Source organism: Actinoplanes subtropicus (genome assembly GCF_000721705.1).
Classification (GTDB): Bacteria; Actinomycetota; Actinomycetes; order Mycobacteriales; family Micromonosporaceae; genus Actinoplanes; species Actinoplanes subtropicus.
The window spans coordinates 91,820-109,901 of record NZ_JOJL01000012.1; the positions used below are offsets into that span (position 1 = coordinate 91,820).

Consider the following 18,082-nt stretch of genomic DNA (forward strand, 5'->3'; position numbering starts at 1 on the left):
GGTTTGCGGTTGTGACCAGCGCAGACAGCGGCGCGCCACGTCCGAAGTGGCGCAGTCGCGGCTACCTCGTCACGATGGGGACCGTCCTCGTGCTCGCGGGTGGGCTCGGGCTCACCGCGTTCGGGCTCGGCTCGGCCGATCAGGCGGTGGCCAGTTTCGACTCGGCGTCGTGGGTGTTCAGCCGGTCCAAGTCGGAGGTCGCCCGGATCAACGGGGTGACCGCCAAGGTGGACACCCGGGTGACCGTGCCCGACGCGCGCGGGCACCAGCTCGAGGTCAGCCAGACCGACCGGTTCGTGATCCTGCGGGACGTGACCACCGGGCGGATCGGGTCGATGGATCTCACCACGCTCAAGCAGTTCTGGAGCGACTCCACCGCGAGCCCGGGGCTGGGCGTCCAGGTCGCCCTCGATGACGATGCCGCCTTCGTCGTCGACTCGGTACAGGGCAAGGTGCAGCAGATCGACCCGCGCACGCTCGGGCCGCTCGGGCCGGAGCTGCGGTTCCCGCCGGGCATCACCGGCGGGGTCTTCGACGGCAAGGGGCGGCTGTGGGTCGCGGCGCCGAGCGAGGGCACGGTCACCGCGATCGCACCGGCGCCGCTGGCGTCCGAAAATTCCCAAGATCAAAAAGGCCCATCGGTCGTACGTACCGAGGCCGTCGCCGCCGGCAGCCACGACCTCGTGCTCTCCACGCTGGACGACGGCGTCGCGGTGCTGGACAAGACGACGGACGTGCTCGCCACGATCCACGGCGACGCCAAGGCGACCAGCGTGACGCTGCCGCTGGCCGGGCCGGGCACGATGCCGGCGCACACCGACGGGCGCTCGGTGCCGGTCACCGTCACCGACTCGCGGCACGTCTACGTGGTCGGCGACCAGGGCATGCGGGCCGACTTCACGGTCCCCGGCAGCGGCCCCGACCTGCAGGCGGCCGTGGCCTGGCAGGGCTTCTTCTACGTGGCCGACGCGGCCGGCCAGGCGGTCCACGTCTTCGACTCGGCCGGCAAGGCGCAGCCGGACATCCCGTTCAAGAAACCGGGCGGCCCGCTGGAGCTCGAGGTCCGCGAGGGTTACCTGTTCATCAACGCGCCCGGCGCGCCGACCGCCCGGGTGGTCGACGACGCGCACCACGTGCGCACGGTCGACAAGTACGCCGACGACGTGCTCGGCGGCGACCCGCCGAAGACGCCGCTGGAGCAGCCCCCGCCCCCGCCGAAACCGCCGAAGCCGGTCGTGGCCAAGCCGGGCGCGCCGCGGAACGTGCGGGCGGCGGCCGGCAACGCCGAGGCCCGGGTGACCTGGCAGGCGGCGGCCGACAACGGTGCGGCCATCACGCGCTACGTGGTGCAGGGCGCGGGCAGGACCTTCCAGGTGGGCGCCGATCAGCGGTCGCTGACCGTGCCCAGCCTGGTCAACGGACAGACCTATCAATTCACGGTGTACGCCGTGAACAAGAAGGGCGACGGCCCGCCCCGTACGAGCAACAGTGTGAAGCCGACGGCCGAGGTGCCGGACGCGCCGACCGCGGTCACCGCGGAGGCGAAACCGGACGGCACGGTCGTGGTGAGCTGGCCGCCGGCCAACGGGCAGGGGCTGGCGATCACGCGGTACACGGTGACGGCGATCTCCGAGGGCGGCAGCGCGCCGGTCGGCGACTCGGCCGCGCCCGCGCTGACCATTCCGGCCGGCCAGCTCGCGTACGGCAAGCAGTACGCGTTCACCGTGGTCGCGGTCAACGAGCGGGGCGCCGGGTCGAAGGCGTCGCCGGTCAGCGCGAGCGTGGTGCCGTACACGACGCCGGGCGCGCCGGCGAACGTCTCGGCGGCCACCGCCGGCGACCAGGCCGGCGCGATTCAGGTCAGCTGGCAGGCCCCGGCCGACAACGGGCGGGCGATCACCAAGTACGTGGTGACCGCAGGCGGCAAGTCGACCGACGTCACCGACGGCACGGCGGCGACGCTGACCGGCTTCGAGAACGGCGCGACCGTCGCGGTCGAGGTGCGCGCGGTCAACGACGCCGGCCCGGGCAACCCGGGCACGGCGACGGCCAGGACACTCTCGGCGCCGCGGGTGACGATCACCGGGGTCAATCCGGCCACCACCTCCGCGACCGTGTCGTTCACGGTGGACGCGGGCGGCGGCACGGCGAGTTGCTCGCTGGCCGCGTCGGGCGCCGGGTCGGCCTCGGGCAGCTGCGGGTCGCTTACCGTGAGCAAGCTGACCGCCGGTACCGAGTACACCTTCACCGTGACGGCCAAGAACGCGGCCGGCACCGCCACCGCCACCAGCAAGAAGACGACCGACCACCTGTCCGGCACGGCGACCTGCAACGACGGCCAGAACGGCGACACCGCGACCTATTGCGACTCCGATGTCGCCGGCCGGAACGGCAACGAGATCTTCAGCATCACCAAGCAGGAGGACAGCAAGCAGGTCGGCTGGGCCAAGCCGGGCACCCGGCTGGAGGCGTACTGCAAGAAGGCCGGCGACGAGGTGTTCGCGTACATCTACAACAACGGCAAGCGCAGCACCTGGTGGGTCCAGGTCAACTACAGCGGCAAGAACTACATCCCGTGGGCGTGGCTGAACCTCGACAGCGGCGACGACATCAACGACCTTCCGACCTGCTGAGGACCGGCTCCCGTGCACACCGAACCCCTCCCGCCGCAGCACATCCAGGGCTTCGCCCAGGTCGCGGCGCAGCTCGCCGACCGGATCGGCTCGGTCGTGCTGGGCAAGCCGGAGGTGGTGCGGCTCGCGCTCACCGCGCTGTTCGCGCAGGGGCACGTCCTGCTCGAGGACGTGCCCGGCGTGGGCAAGACGACGCTGGCCCGGGCGCTCGCCGCGTCCGTCCAGGGCCAGTGGCGGCGCATCCAGTTCACGCCCGACCTGCTGCCCTCGGACGTGTCCGGGGTGACCATCTTCAACCAGGCGAGCCGCGGCTTCGAGTTCCACCCGGGCCCGGTCTTCGCCAACATCGTGATCGCCGACGAGATCAACCGGGCCTCGCCGAAGACCCAGTCGGCGCTGCTGGAGGTGATGGAGGAGCGGCGGGTCACGGTGGACGGCGTGCCGCACCCGGTGCCGCAGCCGTTCCTGGTGGTGGCGACTCAGAACCCGGTCGAGATGGACGGCACCTACCGGCTGCCCGAGGCGCAGCTCGACCGGTTCCTGGTGAAGCTGTCGGTCGGCTACCCGAGCGAGGAGGTGGAGATCGAGGTCCTGCGCGGCGCCGCGATGCGCTCGCCGGACGCGCTCGAGCCGGTCACCGACACGGCGACGGTCGGCGAGATGGTGCGGATGGCGATGCACGTGCACATCGCCGACCCCCTCTACGGGTACGCCGTGCGCCTGGCCGCGGCGACCAGAAACCATCCGCAGGTACGGGTGGGGGTCAGCCCCCGCGGGGTGATCGCGCTGACCCGGGCGGCGTGCGCGTTCGCGCTGATCCATGGGCGCGGGTATGTGCTGCCGGAAGACTTGAAGGCGCTGATCGGGCCGGTCTTCGCGCATCGGGTGCTGCTGTCGGCGGACGCGCAGCTGCGCGGGGTCACGGCGGCCGAGGTGCTCGACGACGCGGTCCGGTCGGTGCCGGTGCCCCTGCCGGACGGCCAACACGTCCCGGCCGGGGCGTGACCTCGCTCGAAGGCGACCCGTCCGGGGCCGCCGCTCCACCTCCCGGCACTCGGCCGGGAGTATCCGCCGAACCGCCGCGGCCGGTTGGCAGCGCTCCGCCGCCCGGCCGCGGCCCGGCGCGAAGGGGTGGCATCACCGCCCGCGGGGCGGGCCTGCTGGTCGGCGCGGTATGGCTGCTCTTCATCGGGTTCCGGTTCGGGTATCCGGATCTGGCGTTGCTGGGGGCGGTCGCGGTGGTCGCGTTCGGGTGCGGGGTGGTCTTCGCGCTGTGGCGGCCCCGATTGGGCGTCGACCGGGTGGCCGATCCCGATCGGGTCGCGCGCGGGGAACCCGCCCGGATGACGCTCACCGTTCGTAATACCAGCAGGCTGCGGGCGGCCAACCTGATCGCGACCGATCGCTGCGGCGGGCGGAGCGTGCCGGTTCCGCTGCTGCGGCTGCGGCCGGGCCGGGACACCACCGTGGACTATCCGGTGCCGACCAGCCGCCGCGGCGTGGTGCCGATCGGGCCGTTGCGGGTCACCCGCGGCGATCCGCTTGCGCTGATCACGCTTTCCCGGACGTACGGTGGGACCGCGGCGGTCTGGGTGCACCCGCGCATCCATCTGCTGCGCGCGGTGCCGGCCGGCATCTCCCGCAGCCTGGACGGGCGTATCGACAAGGTGCCGCACGGGACGATCACGTTCGACTCGCTGCGGGAGTACGTGGTCGGCGACGAGCTGCGCCGGGTCCACTGGCGCAGCTCGGCCAAGGTCGGCGAGCTGATGGTGCGCGAACAGCTGGACACCTCGGAGCCGACGATCGTGGTGCTGCTCGACGACCGGGCGGTCGCCCACCCGGAGGTGCGGGACGGGGTGGCCGACTCGTTCGAGGCGGCGTGCGAGGCGGCGGCGTCGATCGTGGCGGCGGCGGTGCGCGAGGACCTGCCGGTCGGCCTGCACCTGGTGACCACGGTGGCGACCGGCCCCTATCTGGACGTGCTGACCGAGGCGACGCTGCGCGAGGGCGACCTGGCGGCGACGCTGCGGCGGCTGCGGGCGCAGCGGCTCGGCGACACGCTCGTGTTCCTGACCGGCCCGGGCGGGCGCGCCGATCTCGGGGCGGTGAGCGGGTTGCGGGGGCCGTACCCGGTGGTGCTGGCGGGGCTGTTCGGCGACCGGGACGCGGCTCCGGTCTCCTCCGGCGACGGCCTGATCGTGATCGAGACGGAGACCGGCGAGGAGTTCGCGGCGGCCTGGGACGGGGTCCGCGGATGGTGACCGGGGTCCGCGGATGGTGACCGTGGCGCCCGAAGCTTCCCACCAGACCGCGACGACCGGTGGACCGGGGAGGGGCGCGCGGCGGGCGGGCTGGGTGCGGGCTGTCGTCGTGGGGGCTGCGCTGGCGGGGATGATCTCCCTGACCGGGGTCGTGCTCGGGAGCATCTACGCGGACTCGCTGCTCGTCCGCCTGGTCGCCGGCGCCGCGGTCGGGTCCGTCGGGCTGGGGGTGGCGGCGCGGCGGCTGCCCAACTGGACGGTGGCGCCGCTGTCGGCGGGGCTGCTCGCGGCGTACACCCTCTTCTGTTTGTGGTTGACGGCCGGGCGCGCGGACGTGGCCGGGCCCCTCACGCAGATCGCGCGGGATTCGCTGGTGAACGGGATTCCGCGGCTGCTGACCGCGATGATCCCGGTGGAGCCGGCGCCGGACACGGTGGTGGTGCCGGTGATCGCGGCCTGGGTGGCGGGGCTGGCCGGGGCCGAGGTGGCGGTGCGCGCGCGGCGGGTGCTGCTGGGGCTGGTGCCGGCGGTGGCGCTCTACGCGGGGGCGCTGTATGTGGTCGGTCCCAATGCGAAAGCGGCCGGGTGGACGACGCTCGCCTTCGCCGGGCTGGCGATCGCGGCGCTGGCGACGAGCGCGCGTCCGGCGAACGCCGGAGGGCCAGGGAGCGCGGGAGACCTGCCGCGGCCGGAATTGCCGGCCAGGGTGCGGGCGAGGGCAATCGCCGGTGCGGCGGCCGGGCTGGTCGCGGTGCTCGCGCTGGGAGCGGCGGTCGGGCCGTGGGTCGGCGGTCGGGTGTCCAGCACGCCGGTCGATCCGCGACGATACGTGCAGCCGCCACAGGTGGACAGCCTCGACGAGAGCCCGCTCAACCGGATCTCGGGATGGGCGCTCAGCCCGCAGCAGCGACTGCTCGAGGTGTCCCCAGCGGCCGGGCTCGCACCGGGCGAAAGCAGAGCCAAGACCGTGCGGCTCAGGCTGGCGGTGCTGCCCGACTACGACGGGATCACGTGGCGGGTCGGGGCGACCTACCGCAACGCCGGACGGGTGCTCCCGGAGCCGGCGAAACTCGCCGACGCGACGACCGCCGAGGTCCGCCAGCGGATCACCATCGACGGGCTGACCGGGCGGCTGCTGCCGGTCCTGCCGACGCCCACCGAGATCACCGGGGCGCGGGTGGCCTTCGACGCGGCGACCGGGACGCTGATCCGGCCCGAACAGCTGTCCACTGGCCTGCGCTACGACGTGGTGTCCCAGGTGCAGACGCCCGATCTCAACCTGCTGCCCACCGCCGACGTGCCGGCCGGCGACGCGGTGGCCCGGTTCCTCGCCGTCGGGCCGGAGGGGCCCGAGCAGCTCCAGATCAAGCGGCTCGCCGACCAGCTCGCCGAGGGGAACGGCGCGGCGTTCGACCGGGCGACGGCGATCCAGGACTTCCTCGCCGAGCACTATCGGAAGGTCGCCGACGCGCCGAGCGGCCACGCGTACCCCAATCTGGCCTTTTTCCTCTTCGGACGCCGGGACCAGGGCGGGCAGCGGGGGACGTCGGAGCAGTTCGCGGCGTCGTTCGCGGTGCTGGCGCGGCTGACCGGGCTGCCGAGCCGGGTGGTGGTCGGCTTCGACGCGCCGGCGAGCGGTGGCGCGGTCACCGCGGGGGACGCGATCGCCTGGCCGGAGGTGCTGTTCGACGGGCTGGGGTGGGTGCCGTTCGACCCGATGCCGAAGAGCAAGAATCCGCGCCCGGTCGAGGAGGACTTCACCCCGAAGCCGACCAAGCCGCCGACCCCGCCGTCCGAGCCGCCCACCTCGGCCGACCTGTCGTCCTCGTCGCCGCCGCCGGCCGCCCTGGCCACCGCCCCCGGCGGTGGGCCCGGCCCGGTGATCGTCGCGAGCGGCGCCTCGGGCTCGGTGGTGCTCCTGCTGGTGGTGACCGCGTGCACGCTGGTCACGATGCGCCGCTCGCTGCGCCGCCGGCGGCTGACCGCGGGCACGCCGGACGATCGGATCGCCGGTGCCTGGGCCGAGCTGAGCGATGCCTTGCGCTTGGCGGGCCGCCCGATGCCGTCGCACCTTGCGGCTACTGAGGCGGCCGCGTACGCGAAGGAACCCGGCCCGCCCCTCCGCCGGGCGACGCCCCCGGACGGCGGCCCGGCGGGTGCCGAGCTGCCGCCCCTCGACGACCTGGTCGAGGGGATCAACGCGGTCGGGTTCGCGCCGGGCGCCGCCGACGAGTCACAGGCGGATCGGGCGGGGCGTCAGGTCGTCGCCTACGCCACCGCGCTGCGCGCCCGCCGGTCGTGGTGGCGCCGGATGTGGTGGAGCCTGCGGCCGGGTCCGCTCCGCTGGCGCCGTGGCACATAGGAGCACGGTGTCGGATCCTTGGCAGCCCGACTTGCCCCGGCCCGACATCATCGTTGGTGACCGGCGACGAACGGTGGAGGACGTGAGCCGACACGAACGACCGGGGCCCGAGCGCGACCTCGACGACCGATCCGCAACCCGCGTCCCGGCTCCCGCGCGGCCGGTCGCGGCCGGCCGCAACGCCGACATCCTGAGCCTGCAGAGCAGCGCCGGCAACCGTGCCGTGGCGCGTATGCTCGCCACCGACCACGACGCGGCCGACGGCGGCACCGGCGGCACCACCCGCCGGGCGGCGGTCCCGAGCGCGCCGATCCGCCTGTCGGCCACCATCCGCCGAGCCGACCACGATGCCGAACCCGGCGCCGACCAGACCGGGGTGCTCGACCCGAACGCGGTGACCGCCACGCTGCTCGGCGTCGCCGCGCCCGCCCCCGAGGCGGCCGAGGGCCAGACGGTGCGGCTGCCCGACATCGTGGTGCCGCAGGGCACCGTGGTCGACACCGACGCGGTCGGCGGCGCGGTCGCCTACAACGGCACCGTCACGCAGTCCGGCGCGGTCGACCCGTTCGGCGCCACCTCCTGGGCCACCTTCACCCTCACCGGCATCACCGTCACCCCCAACCCCGGCGTGTTCACGGTGGCCGCCACCCTCGACAACCCGATCACGTTCAACGTCGCCTCCGGCGGCCGCGCCGACATCCCCTCCGAGACCGCCGGGGCACTCACCAACGCCAACTGGGCGACCGCCGCGAGCGACCTCACCCCGGACATGACCGACCTCGGCGGCCGGCCGCCCCGCACCCAGTTCTGGGCGCAGGACCTGACGATCCGGCACGAGCGCTTCCACGCCGTCGAGCGGCAGGGCCACGGCCGGTCCGGCACCGCGGCCGCGCAGGCGTGGCTCACGGCGCAGAACGCGGGCAGCGTCGCTGACATACAGGCACTGCTCGCCCAGGTTCCCGGCAAGGTGATCGCGTTCTCCCAGGCGGCCATGCCGTACCCGGCCAAGGAGGAGCGGGCGTACGGTGACGGTGCACCCGCGTACCGGGCCAGGGCGGACGCGATCCGGGCGAAGGGCGCCCACGGCGACTACCCGTAGCGCGCACCCGGTCTGGAGGACCTGACGTGGAACCGCAACGGCTGCCCGACATCCACTTCGAAGCCCCCGTCCTGGACGTGCCCGATCCGCCGCCCGGCACCCCGTACGCCGAGATCGACGACTTCCACGATGCCGAGCTGCTGCGCGTCAACGGCATCACACCCGACCGCGAGGGCGTCCTCGACGCGCTGCGCACCCGCGACGGCCTGCTGCGCGCGGCGGCCGCGCACACCGCGGGTCACCTGGGGCTCACCGAGGCCGTCCCGCTGCTCGAACCGATGCTCGCGAGCGGCGACGAGACCGCGGTGGAGGCGGCGTACGCGCTCACCCGGCTCGGCGACGACCAGGCCGGCCGGCCCGCCCTCGAACGCCTGGTCCGCGACGGCGGCCCGGTCGACCTGAGCCGGCCGCGGGCCGCCGGCTACCTGGCCCGGCTGGGCGACCGGAGTGGACGTCCCGCGATCGAGGACGGGCTACGCAGCGACCACGTCCCCATCCGGATGACCGCCGCCCGGCAACTGCACGCGTTCGCCGCGCCCGACCTGTTCCGCGACGCCCTCGCCGACCCCTCCACCGACGTCCAGTGGCAGGCCCTGGTGCAACTGCGCCACCTCGAGCTCACCCCGGAAATGCGCGACGTCCTGCGCGATTACGCGCGGACCGCCGCCGACGACAACCTCCGGCGGATCGCCCGGGAGCTCGTGGGCTGACCGGGCCGTCACGCGTCCACCTTCGGGCGAGCCGGCGGGGCCGGCCGACGGGAGCGGCGGAGGCTGGCAACGGTGGTCACGGCCAGGACGGCGACGATGACCGCCATCGACAGCGGCAGCGGGATGGCGGGCACGGCCGGCCAGACGCCGTGCAGGTAGTGCAGCACGAGTTTGACGCCGATGAAGCCGAGCAGGACCGCCAGCCCGTAGTGCAGGTAGACGAGCCGGTCGAGCAGCCCGATCAGGAGGAAGTACAGCGCCCGCAGGCCGAGCAGGGCGAAGGCGTTGGTGGTGAACACCAGGTAGGCGTTGTCCGTGATGCCGAAGATCGCGGGGATCGAGTCGAGCGCGAAGACGATGTCGACCGCGAGGATCGCGACCGTGGCCAGCAGCACCGGAGTCGCCCGCAGCCGGCCGCCGGCGCGGACCAGCAGCCGGCCCGAACTGCCGTCATCGGTCATCGGCACGAACCGCCGCAGCAGCCGGATCGGGCGGCTGTTCCGGATGTCCGGCTGCTCGCCGTGCGAGCGGAACAGCCGCACGCCGGTGAAGATCAGGAACGCGCCGAAGAACAAGAACGTGATGGCGTACGTCTGAATGGCGGCGGCGCCGACCGCGATGAACACGCCGCGCAGCACCAGGGCGCCGAGCACACCGATCATCAGCACCCGCGCCTGGTGCCGGGCGGCCACCCCGAACTGGGCGAGCACGACCGCGAAGACGAAGAGGTTGTCGATCGACAGACTCTTCTCGACCAGGTAGCCGCTGAAGAACTGGACCCCGGCCGGTCCGCCCGAGGTCAGCAGGACGCCGGCGCCGAAGAGCAGGGCGGCCGCGACGTAGACGGCCGACCACACGGCGGCCTCGCGGAAGCCGATCTCATGCGGCCGGCGGGACTGCCACAGGTCCACCGAGATCAGGACGACGATGCCGGCCACGGTGGCCAGCCACATCCAGAGAGGCACTGTCATGCATCGAGCGTGCCGGCCCGGACCCCGCCCAGCACGGGCGGAACCGGCCGTCTTCGACCCGTCAGGTTGCCGGACCTCGGCAAGGTACGCTCGTCGGATGCCGGACTGGGAAGAGGCCGCCGCGGCGGCCGCCGACGACGCCCGACGCGCGGCGGCCACCGCCGGCGGCCCGTCGGCCGAACTGCTCGGCGCCTTCCTACCGGAACTGGCCCGCGCCTGCGACACCGGTCGACGGCTCGACGCCGCCGCGCTGGCCGGCTTCCGGGCGCTGGGCGCGCGAGCCGCCGACGAGGCGGTGCCGCTCCGCGCCCTGATCGACCTCTACCTGTCGGCCGCCTGGCGGGCCTGGCGGCAGCTGCCCGCGGTGGGGCAGGACGACCCGGAAGCCATCCGCGCGGCCGGCGAGGTCGTGCTGCACGCCATCGACGATGCGGTCGCCGCGATCGCCGACGGCCACGAGACGGCCCGGCGTACCGCGCTGCTGCTGGAGGAGTCGAACCGGCGGGAATTCGTCGACGACCTGCTCGAGGGAACCGGCGACCCGGCCGCCCTGCTGTCGCGCGCCGAACGCTACGGGCTGGATCTCACCGGCACCCATGCCGTGGCCGTGATCCGCGGCGCCGCGCCGGTGTCCGACACCAGCCCGCTGCTGTCGCAGACCGCGTCGGCGCTGACCGCGATGGCCGCGACCGACTTCCTGATCACCACCCGGCACCGCCGGATGATCGCCATCCTCCCCACGCCCGGCCTCGTCACAGCGCTGCCCCGCGGCGCCGGGGACCGGGTCGGCGTCGGGCGCTCGCATCGCGGCGTCGCCAGCGTCGCGCTGTCGTACCGGGACGCCCTCGACGCCCTCGACCTGGCCGAGCGCCTCGGCCTGACCGATCCGGTGGTGCACGCCGAACACCTGCTGGTCTACCGGGTCCTCACCCGCGACCGCGAGGCGATGAGGGACCTGATCGACGCCGTGCTCACCCCGCTCGAAACGGCCCGCGGCGGCGCCGGACCCCTTCTGGACACGCTCGACGCCTACTTCGCGACCGGCGGCAACACCACCGCCACCGCCGCGCGACTGCACCTTTCCGTACGCGCGATCACCTACCGCCTGCACCGCATCCGCGACCTCACCGGCCACGACCCGGCGGCGCCCGCCGACCGGTTCGTCCTGCAGACCGCCCTGCTCGGCGCCCGCGCCCTCGGCCCGGGCCCGTCGTAGAACTTTGCCGGAACCCGGCAACGACCGGCCGCCGACATTGTCCGGCTACGAGCCGGGCGACGCCCTCGCCCGCTGCCATCCTCGAAGCATGACAACCATCACCGAACGCCTTCTCCGATTCTTCCGCAGCCCGCAGGGCCGCCGCCTCGCCCAGCAGGCCCAGGAGCTCGCCGCCCGCCCCGAGAACCGCCGCCGCCTCGACCGGCTACGCCGCCGCCTCGACCGCCGCTCCCGCTACCGCTGATCCGGTCGGCGGCCGCTCGGGCGGCGGGACCGTCGGGATCAGGTTCCGTCTCGGTGGCGGCGAGCTTCGATGTCTCGCAGCACGTCGGGGTCCCATTGGCCGGCGTTCCAGTCGTCGCTGGTCGGCGTCGGGGACAGCGGCCACGCCGGGTCCCCGCCGGCGACCGGCGAGCGGTGTCCGGCGCCGTCGCGGTTGGCCTGGGCGATCAGCCGGAGGATCCGCGCCCGGCTGTGCAGCACGCCCCCGACCAGGGCGGCGGCTCCCAGGGTGCGCAGGGCCGCCTGGGTGAACAGGACAGCCCGGGCGGTTCGGTCGGTGGCCGGCCAGGTCAGGGCGACGCTGAGAACGAGGCAGAAGGAGTAGACGCGGGTGCCCCAGTGCCGGCTGTACGAGCGGCCCGAGGAGCCGTGCGCCTCAGCGAGCTGGCGGGTGCCGCGGGCCCAGATCAGTCCGCTGATCACCAGGCCGACGACGGCGGCGAGCAGCATCAAGCTGGCGAGCAGGAAGCCGATCGCGGTGCCGGTGCCGGCCGCGGGCAGCGGCGCGGCCTGGTCGTTCAACGCACTACCGAGGAGGGCCACGGCGATCGCGGCCAGGGCGAAGAGGACGCCGAACCCGACCATGAACCAGGTGGCGACGGTCCAACCCGCCGTCCTGAGCGCGGGCGGAGGTGTCGTGGATCGGCACGTGTGGCCCTGGCCCGGGTGTTCCAGTTCGGTCCCGCATTTCGTGCAGCGCAAAGTGTTCTCCCGGAGCAGCGCGGCGGAGACCCTCGTCGCGCGAGGACAGGATCCGGTGGGATCGGCGGGCAGAATCATGCTCCGGTCGCCGCCGATCCCGCGACCCCACGTTGCGCGAAGCGCCTCAAATGTGGCAGGAAGCGTGGCCCGCTCAGCGTTTGGTCATGCTGGCGCGGGCCGCGTACTCGCCGCTGGCAGGTTTGCAGTCGAGCAGGCCCCCGGCGCCCGTCCCGCGCAGCGACGCTCACGGTGCCAGGCCGGAGAAGTCCAAGACGTCGCCGAGGGCGGGCTCGGGTGCTGGCCCGGCTCGGTAGCGCGGGCGCATATCGCCGCGGTGACCTGGTACCGGGCCACCCGTGGTTCAAGTCCCCTCCGGACATTCAGTTGGATGGGCGGTCCCTGCTCTCGGAAAGCGCGGGTTCAGCAAGATCGCACGAACAGAGGCACGGCACCACCACCCTGCTCGCTGCCCTGGAGGTCGCGGTGCAGAAGGGCAGGGCGACGGTCAGGCTCAGAACGGCAGATGGAGCGCGGCCCAGGCGGCTTCCGTGTCGACACCGTCGACCGGTGGGGCGGTGACGGTCCGTGCTCCCGGCACACCCCCGATGACTACCGTCCGGTACGACACGTTGTTGTCCCGGGTGGTCTCCAGCAGCTTGTGCTCCGGGTCGGCGGTGATCTGGATCCGGTAGGTGCCGTTGGGCACGGAGCTGATGTCGAGCTCCTGGCCCGGCTTGACCTGGTCGTACTCGTCGCCCCAGCCCACGTCGAGGCTCTCCTGCACCGATCGGGACGGTAGGGAGCCGCAGTCGCCGAAGCCCACGAAGTCGGGGGTGGCGAAGCCGGGCAGGCTCGCGTCGATCTGGTGCACGTCGGCCATGCAGAAGCCGATCTTGCCACTGCTCGCCACCGCCGCACCCTCGGCGTCGACGAGCCGGTAGTCAGCGAGGTGGTCGAAATGCCAGTGGAGATGCTCCGGGTCGTAGACGAGGGTGCCGGCCGAGCGCCGGGAAACCTCGGCTCCACCATGGAACAGCAGCTGATAGGCGGCCATCTGAGGGCTGGTCAGGTCGGAGCGGAAGCCCGCCAACCGCAGCGGTCCGCGGCCGAGATTGGCCACAGTGGAGTTGAAGCGCAGGAAATCGCCGTTCTCCTGATGCCGGGCGGCGATGTTCTCGCTCGGCAGCGGCACGAGATCGGGCAGGTCGGCCTGGCCGCCGGCCCCCGTCACGGCTGCCGACGCCCTCGCGCCGACCGGGCTCGGAGTCGCCGTGCCGGCGCGACCGGCGGCGACCTGCCCGGCCCGCAAGCCCGCGGTCAAGTCGAGGACCTCGACCGGCATCCGGATATGGTCGTCGGCGCGGGTCGACTCGCGGATCGCGCCGCCCGGATTGACCGTCGCCTCCAGCACGTACGACCCGGGCGGCGTGGCGTCGGGCACCTGGATGTGCATTTGCACCCCCCAGCCGCTCGGGAAGCCCCAGCGCGCTCGAGTGGTCAGCGGGTCGCCGCACTCCTGCGGGTACGGGAAGACAGCCGGCGTGCGGGGGTTGGCCGGGTCGAGGTTGACCGGCCCGAGGAAGCCCCACGCGGTCAGGCTGAACACGGTGCCCGGCATCGGGCAGGCGTCAACCGCGGCAGAGGCTGCGACGCTGCCGTCGGCCCGGACCAGCTTCCACTCGAAATACCGAGGGAAACCCTGAACGACCGACTTCGGGTGCACCGGCAGGATCACGCCGTCCTGCCGCACCGACACGACCCCGCCGGAACGGCTCACATCGAGTTCCAGCGGACCGCCGGTGACCGCGAACACCGGGCTGGCCGACAGCGCCCGCTGGCCGTCACGCGGCGGGAAGTCCGCATCGGCGCCCATCAGCAACTGGAGGTTCGTGGCCGCCGGACGCGACGCCGGCCCAGCACCGGCCGCCGGCCGCGATGCCGGCCCGCCGGCACTCACCGCCACCACGCCCATGGCCGCCAGGACCGTGATCCATCGTCGCGGTGACCCGCCCATGTATCCCGCCTCCCCCGAACAGCAGAGCAATCTGGCGCGTCCGAACCTAACCGGATCGAGCAGCCCGTCCTAACGGGTATCCGACAGACAACCGAACCCGGCGGTGCCCGGCAGCTCCTGAGTTGCTCACGATGGGCAGCCGCACGCCAGTTCTCCAGCAGGTCCCGCGCCCGCAGAGTGCCGTCGCTGAGTGCCCGGAGCGGGGGCTGCGCTTCTGCGGCGCCGGCCCCAGCGTGCGGAGCCGCAGTGGCTGCTGCTCCGATCGCGGCAGTCTCCGCGGAAACTTGGGATCGAGCGGGTGGCGGCTGGGTAATGATGGGTGGCGTGGCCCCCGCATCCGCGCGCCGGGCGGCAGGTGACGTCGCCGCGGTACTGAGCTATCTGCTGCTGGCCGTCTGGATCATGCGGGCCCTGTGGGCCGCGCCCGCGGGGCAGGTGCTCCTGCACGGCGACGACCACGAGTTCTTCCTGGCCATGATGGCGCACGGCGAGCGGGTGGTCTACCACGGCGAGACGCCGTTCTACTTCACCCGGCTCAACGTCCCGACCGGCGTGAACATGATGGCCAACACCTCGGTGCTGGCGATCAGCATCCCGCTCGCTCCGTTCACCCACGCCTTGGGGCCGGCCGTCGCCGTGGCGCTGATGGCCACCGGTGCCCTGGCCGGCACGGCGACCGCCTGGTGGTGGGTGCTGCGGCGGCACCTGCTCGGCAGCGGGCCGGCCGCCTGGATCGGCGGGCTCTGGACCGGCTTCGCCCCCGGCTTCCTCGCCCACGCCAACGGCCAGCCGAACCTGGCCTGCGGGTTCGTGGTCCCGTTCATCGTCTGGCAGGTGATCCGGCTGCGCGAGCCGGGGCGGCTGCTGCGTGGCGGGTCGGCCCTCGGCGTGCTGATCGCGCTGCAGGCCTTCGTCGGCGAGGAGTTCCTGCTGCTGCTGGCGATCACCATGGCGCTGGTCGGCGTCGCGTACGCGGCCACGCGCTGGCGGGAGGCGCTCGAGGCGGGCCCCCGGTTCGTGGCCGGCCTGGCGGTCGCGGCGCTGGTCGCCGGCCTTCTGCTGGCCTACCCGCTCTACCAGCAGTTCCGCGGGCCGGGCCACTACACCGGGCTGCCCTTCCCGGTCGGCACGTCCCCCACCACGCTGCGCTCGGTCGCCGCGTTCCCGCGCAGCGCCATCGCCGGCAGCGTCGCCCGGGCGAGGGAGGCGAACGGCGGCAGCGTCACCGAGGAGAGCGTCTTCTGGGGCCCCGGCGCCTGCCTCATGATCCTGGTGTCGATCGCGATCCTGTGGCGGTCGGCCGCCGCCCGCGCCGCCGCCCTGGCCGGCCTCGTCATGCTGGTCCTGTCGTTCGGCACCCAGTTCCGCCTCGACCGGACCACAACCACCGGCCCCGGCTCGCCATTCGCCTTCGTCACCCGCGTCCCGCTGCTCGACTTGGTGACCACGCCCCGATACGCGCTGGCGAGCACCACGATCGCCGGCGTGCTGATGGCGCTGGCAGCCGACCGGGTGCACAGTTACCGGTGGTTCGCCCGGCTGCCGTACTGGACCGGGATCGCGCTGGCGTTCGTGCCGCTGTTCCCGAAGCCGCTGCCGACCTCGCCGGCCCCGCCGATGCCGGCGTTCTTCGCCGACGGCACCTGGCGGTCGTACGTGCACGGCGACCAGACCGTAGTGATCGTGCCCCTGCCGAGCATGCGCACCGGCGGGACGGCCATGCGGATCGCGGCGCTGAACACCTTCGCGTTCCCGGTACCGCGCGGATACTTCATGGGCCCGCGGAACCCGCCCGCGGACGACCAGGGCTCGTGGTCGCCGCCGCCGCGCTTCACGGTCACCGTCCTCGACCAACTGCGCCGCACCGGGACGCTCCCGCCGGCCAGCGTCGACCTTCGCCGGACGATGCTGGCCGATCTGCGCTACTGGCACGCCGGCGTGGTCGTCCTGCTGCCGCACACGTCGCATCAGGCTGCCGTACGCCGAGTGCTGGCCTATGTCCTCGGCACCCCCGAGGATTACGGCGACGTAGCCGTGTGGCGGATGCCCCCGCCCTGATCACGTGCAGGAGACAAATGCCGGCCGTCGCCGCCCGGGCTCGCGCGGGCCGGCGAGTCGACGCGATGGGGCAGTCTGTGGGGCATGACCGACTACGCGTACTCAACCGCGGCCGAACTGGCCACGGCGATGGAGAACGGCGAGGTATCGGCGGTCGAGCTCACCACGGCTGCGATCGCCCGGATCGAACGGCTCGACGGCGACATCAACGCGATCTGCGTGCCCGACTTCGACCGGGCCCTCGCGGCGGCGGGCGCGGCCGACGCGGCGCGAGCCCGGGGCCAGGCCGGGCCCGTGCTGGGCGTCCCGATGACCATCAAGGACTCGATCGACATCGCCGGGCTGCCCACGACCTGGGGATTTCCGCCGTTCAAGGACCATCTGGCGGCAGCCGACGCGGTGGTGGTCGCCCGGCTCGAGGCGGCCGGGGCGGTGCTCCTCGGCAAGACGAACGTGCCGCTCGCGCTCGGCGACTTCCAGTCTTACAACGCGATCTACGGCACCACCAACAACCCCTGGGACCTCGGGCGTACGCCCGGTGGCTCGTCCGGCGGCTCGGCCGCCGCCCTCGCCGCCGGCTTCGGCGCCCTGTCGATGGGTTCGGACATCGGCGGCTCGCTGCGCATGCCCGCGCATTTCTCCGGGGTGTACGCGCACAAGCCCTCGTTCGGCCTGTTCCCGTTGCGCGGGCACACGTTTCCGGGCACCCGGCCGCTACCCGTGCTCGGCGGCGACCTGGGTGTCGTCGGGCCGATGGCCCGCGGCGCGGCCGACCTCGCGATGCTGGTCCGCCTGCTTTCCGATCCCGACGAGGCCGGCCTCGGCCTCGCCTACCGGACCGCATTGCGGCCGGCCCGGCACGACGACCTGGGCACGTACCGGGTCCTGGTCCTTGATGCGCACCCGCTCGTCCCGGTCTCCTCCGAGGTACGCGCCGCGATCGACGACCTGGCCACGCGGCTGGAGGCAGCCGGGGTGACGGTCCGGCGGCACAGCCCGAATCTGCCCGATCTGGCCGAGGGCGCCCGCGTCTACATGCGCCTGCTCCAGTCGAGCATGGCGGCCAACTTCCCGCCCAAGGTCTACGCGTCGGCTCTCACGGCCGCGGCCGCCCTCGACCCGTCCGACACGTCGCTGTCCGCCGAGCGCGCCCGGGGTATGGTCCTGAGCCACCGCGAGTGGGTCGCGGCCGACACCGTCCGCGCCGTCCAGCGGGCCCGGTGGGCCGAAGTGTTCACCGACGTCGACATCGTGATCGCGCCGGTGTCCTCGACCCCGGCCTTCCCGCACGACCACAGCGAGCCGATGTGGATGCGTACGATCCCGATCGACGGCGAGAAGCACGACTACCTTGACCAGCTGGCGTGGGCCGGCATCGCGACGGCGCCCGGCCTTCCGTCGACCGCCGTGCCGGTCACCCGGTCGGCGCAGGGGCTGCCCATCGGCGTCCAGCTGATCGGCCCGCTCTTCGAGGACCACACACCGATCCGCTTCGCCGAGCTGCTCGACCGCGAGTTCGGCGGCTTCACCCCACCCCCGATCGGCGCGCCCGCTTAGAGCGAAGCGAACCGGCGGGGTGGTCGGTCGACCACTCCGCCGGTTCTCGATCGGGCTCAGAAGGCCACCCGCCGTCCCGTCTTCGCCCCGATGACCTTGTTGGGACCTCGAAGTCGGTCGGCGCCGGAGCGTTGCCCGTACAGCTCAGCGTGCTGGCTTGCGCCGGGCGGTTATGCCCGTATGACGGGCAGAGAGCGCTTTCTATTTCTCCGGG

General features: G+C 73.3%; 13 protein-coding genes. 10 read left to right on the forward strand and 3 right to left on the reverse strand.

Translation table 11 applies throughout. The annotated features are described in order from the left end of the window. The first annotated feature begins 11 nt into the window (after positions 1–11). The 6 genes from IH26_RS0118640 (at position 12) to IH26_RS0118665 (ending at position 9,068) form a co-directional block, all read left to right on the forward strand. The gene (locus tag IH26_RS0118640; RefSeq protein WP_030437487.1) at positions 12–2,633 is read left to right on the forward strand and encodes a fibronectin type III domain-containing protein; all 2,622 of its coding nucleotides are present in this window, start codon (positions 12–14) and stop codon (positions 2,631–2,633) included. Positions 2,634–2,645: 12 nt separating this feature from the next. Then, positions 2,646–3,638: an AAA family ATPase gene (locus tag IH26_RS0118645; protein WP_030437488.1), complete on the forward strand. Its 993-nt coding sequence runs from the start codon at positions 2,646–2,648 to the stop codon at positions 3,636–3,638. 131 nt (positions 3,639–3,769) lie between these two features. Beyond that, positions 3,770–4,897 carry a DUF58 domain-containing protein gene (locus IH26_RS0118650; RefSeq protein WP_030437489.1) on the forward strand — a complete coding sequence of 376 codons (1,128 nt, stop codon included), beginning with the start codon at positions 3,770–3,772 and terminating at the stop codon, positions 4,895–4,897. A 13-nt stretch (positions 4,898–4,910) separates the two neighbouring features. Then, entirely contained in the window at positions 4,911–7,259 is a 2,349-nt protein-coding gene (locus IH26_RS0118655; protein ID WP_030437490.1) for a transglutaminase TgpA family protein, read from the forward strand. Positions 7,260–7,341: 82 nt separating this feature from the next. Next, on the forward strand, positions 7,342–8,358 hold the full coding sequence (locus IH26_RS0118660) for a hypothetical protein (RefSeq protein WP_030437491.1): 1,017 nt from the start codon (positions 7,342–7,344) through the stop codon (positions 8,356–8,358). Between the two features lie 26 nt (positions 8,359–8,384). Then, complete coding sequence (locus IH26_RS0118665; protein ID WP_030437492.1) at positions 8,385–9,068, forward strand: HEAT repeat domain-containing protein; 684 nt, start codon at positions 8,385–8,387, stop codon at positions 9,066–9,068. A gap of 8 nt (positions 9,069–9,076) precedes the next feature. Here IH26_RS0118665 and IH26_RS0118670 read toward each other — a convergent pair whose 3' ends face one another. Beyond that, positions 9,077–10,039: a TerC family protein gene (locus tag IH26_RS0118670; protein WP_030437493.1), complete on the reverse strand. Its 963-nt coding sequence runs from the start codon at positions 10,037–10,039 to the stop codon at positions 9,077–9,079. A gap of 97 nt (positions 10,040–10,136) precedes the next feature. Here IH26_RS0118670 and IH26_RS0118675 point away from each other — a divergent pair, with 97 nt between their 5' ends. Continuing rightward, positions 10,137–11,255 carry a PucR family transcriptional regulator gene (locus tag IH26_RS0118675; RefSeq protein WP_030437494.1) on the forward strand — a complete coding sequence of 373 codons (1,119 nt, stop codon included), beginning with the start codon at positions 10,137–10,139 and terminating at the stop codon, positions 11,253–11,255. Positions 11,256–11,343: 88 nt separating this feature from the next. Next, the gene (locus tag IH26_RS59840; RefSeq protein ID WP_157437256.1) at positions 11,344–11,499 is read left to right on the forward strand and encodes a hypothetical protein; all 156 of its coding nucleotides are present in this window, start codon (positions 11,344–11,346) and stop codon (positions 11,497–11,499) included. A gap of 38 nt (positions 11,500–11,537) precedes the next feature. On the opposite strand, the gene IH26_RS0118685 is transcribed toward IH26_RS59840, so the two are convergent. Together IH26_RS0118685 and IH26_RS55915 are read right to left on the reverse strand one after the other, a co-directional pair. Next, a complete protein-coding gene (locus IH26_RS0118685) occupies positions 11,538–12,122 on the reverse strand; it encodes a hypothetical protein (RefSeq protein ID WP_245665291.1) in 585 nt (194 codons plus the stop codon). A gap of 628 nt (positions 12,123–12,750) precedes the next feature. Further along, a complete protein-coding gene (locus IH26_RS55915; protein WP_157437257.1) occupies positions 12,751–14,253 on the reverse strand; it encodes a lysyl oxidase family protein in 1,503 nt (500 codons plus the stop codon). Between the two features lie 324 nt (positions 14,254–14,577). On the opposite strand from IH26_RS55915, the gene IH26_RS0118695 reads away from it, so the two are divergent. Together IH26_RS0118695 and IH26_RS0118700 are read left to right on the forward strand one after the other, a co-directional pair. Continuing rightward, positions 14,578–16,311 (forward strand): hypothetical protein, encoded by a 1,734-nt coding sequence (locus tag IH26_RS0118695; RefSeq protein WP_157437258.1) that lies wholly within the window; start codon positions 14,578–14,580, stop codon positions 16,309–16,311. 84 nt (positions 16,312–16,395) lie between these two features. Next, positions 16,396–17,868 (forward strand): amidase, encoded by a 1,473-nt coding sequence (locus tag IH26_RS0118700; RefSeq protein ID WP_030437498.1) that lies wholly within the window; start codon positions 16,396–16,398, stop codon positions 17,866–17,868. Positions 17,869–18,082: the final 214 nt, after the last annotated feature.

What these genes read in the sequence shown, in the direction of transcription:
- IH26_RS0118685 (WP_245665291.1), bottom strand. Translation starts at nt 12,122, where the DNA reads ATGGTCGGGTTCGGCGTCCTCTTCGCCCTGGCCGCGATCGCCGTGGCC.
- IH26_RS0118700 (WP_030437498.1), top strand. Translation starts at nt 16,396, where the DNA reads ATGACCGACTACGCGTACTCAACCGCGGCCGAACTGGCCACGGCGATG.
- IH26_RS59840 (WP_157437256.1), top strand. Translation starts at nt 11,344, where the DNA reads ATGACAACCATCACCGAACGCCTTCTCCGATTCTTCCGCAGCCCGCAG.
- IH26_RS0118675 (WP_030437494.1), top strand. Translation starts at nt 10,137, where the DNA reads ATGCCGGACTGGGAAGAGGCCGCCGCGGCGGCCGCCGACGACGCCCGA.
- IH26_RS55915 (WP_157437257.1), bottom strand. Translation starts at nt 14,253, where the DNA reads ATGGGCGGGTCACCGCGACGATGGATCACGGTCCTGGCGGCCATGGGC.
- IH26_RS0118670 (WP_030437493.1), bottom strand. Translation starts at nt 10,039, where the DNA reads ATGACAGTGCCTCTCTGGATGTGGCTGGCCACCGTGGCCGGCATCGTC.
- IH26_RS0118655 (WP_030437490.1), top strand. Translation starts at nt 4,911, where the DNA reads ATGGTGACCGTGGCGCCCGAAGCTTCCCACCAGACCGCGACGACCGGT.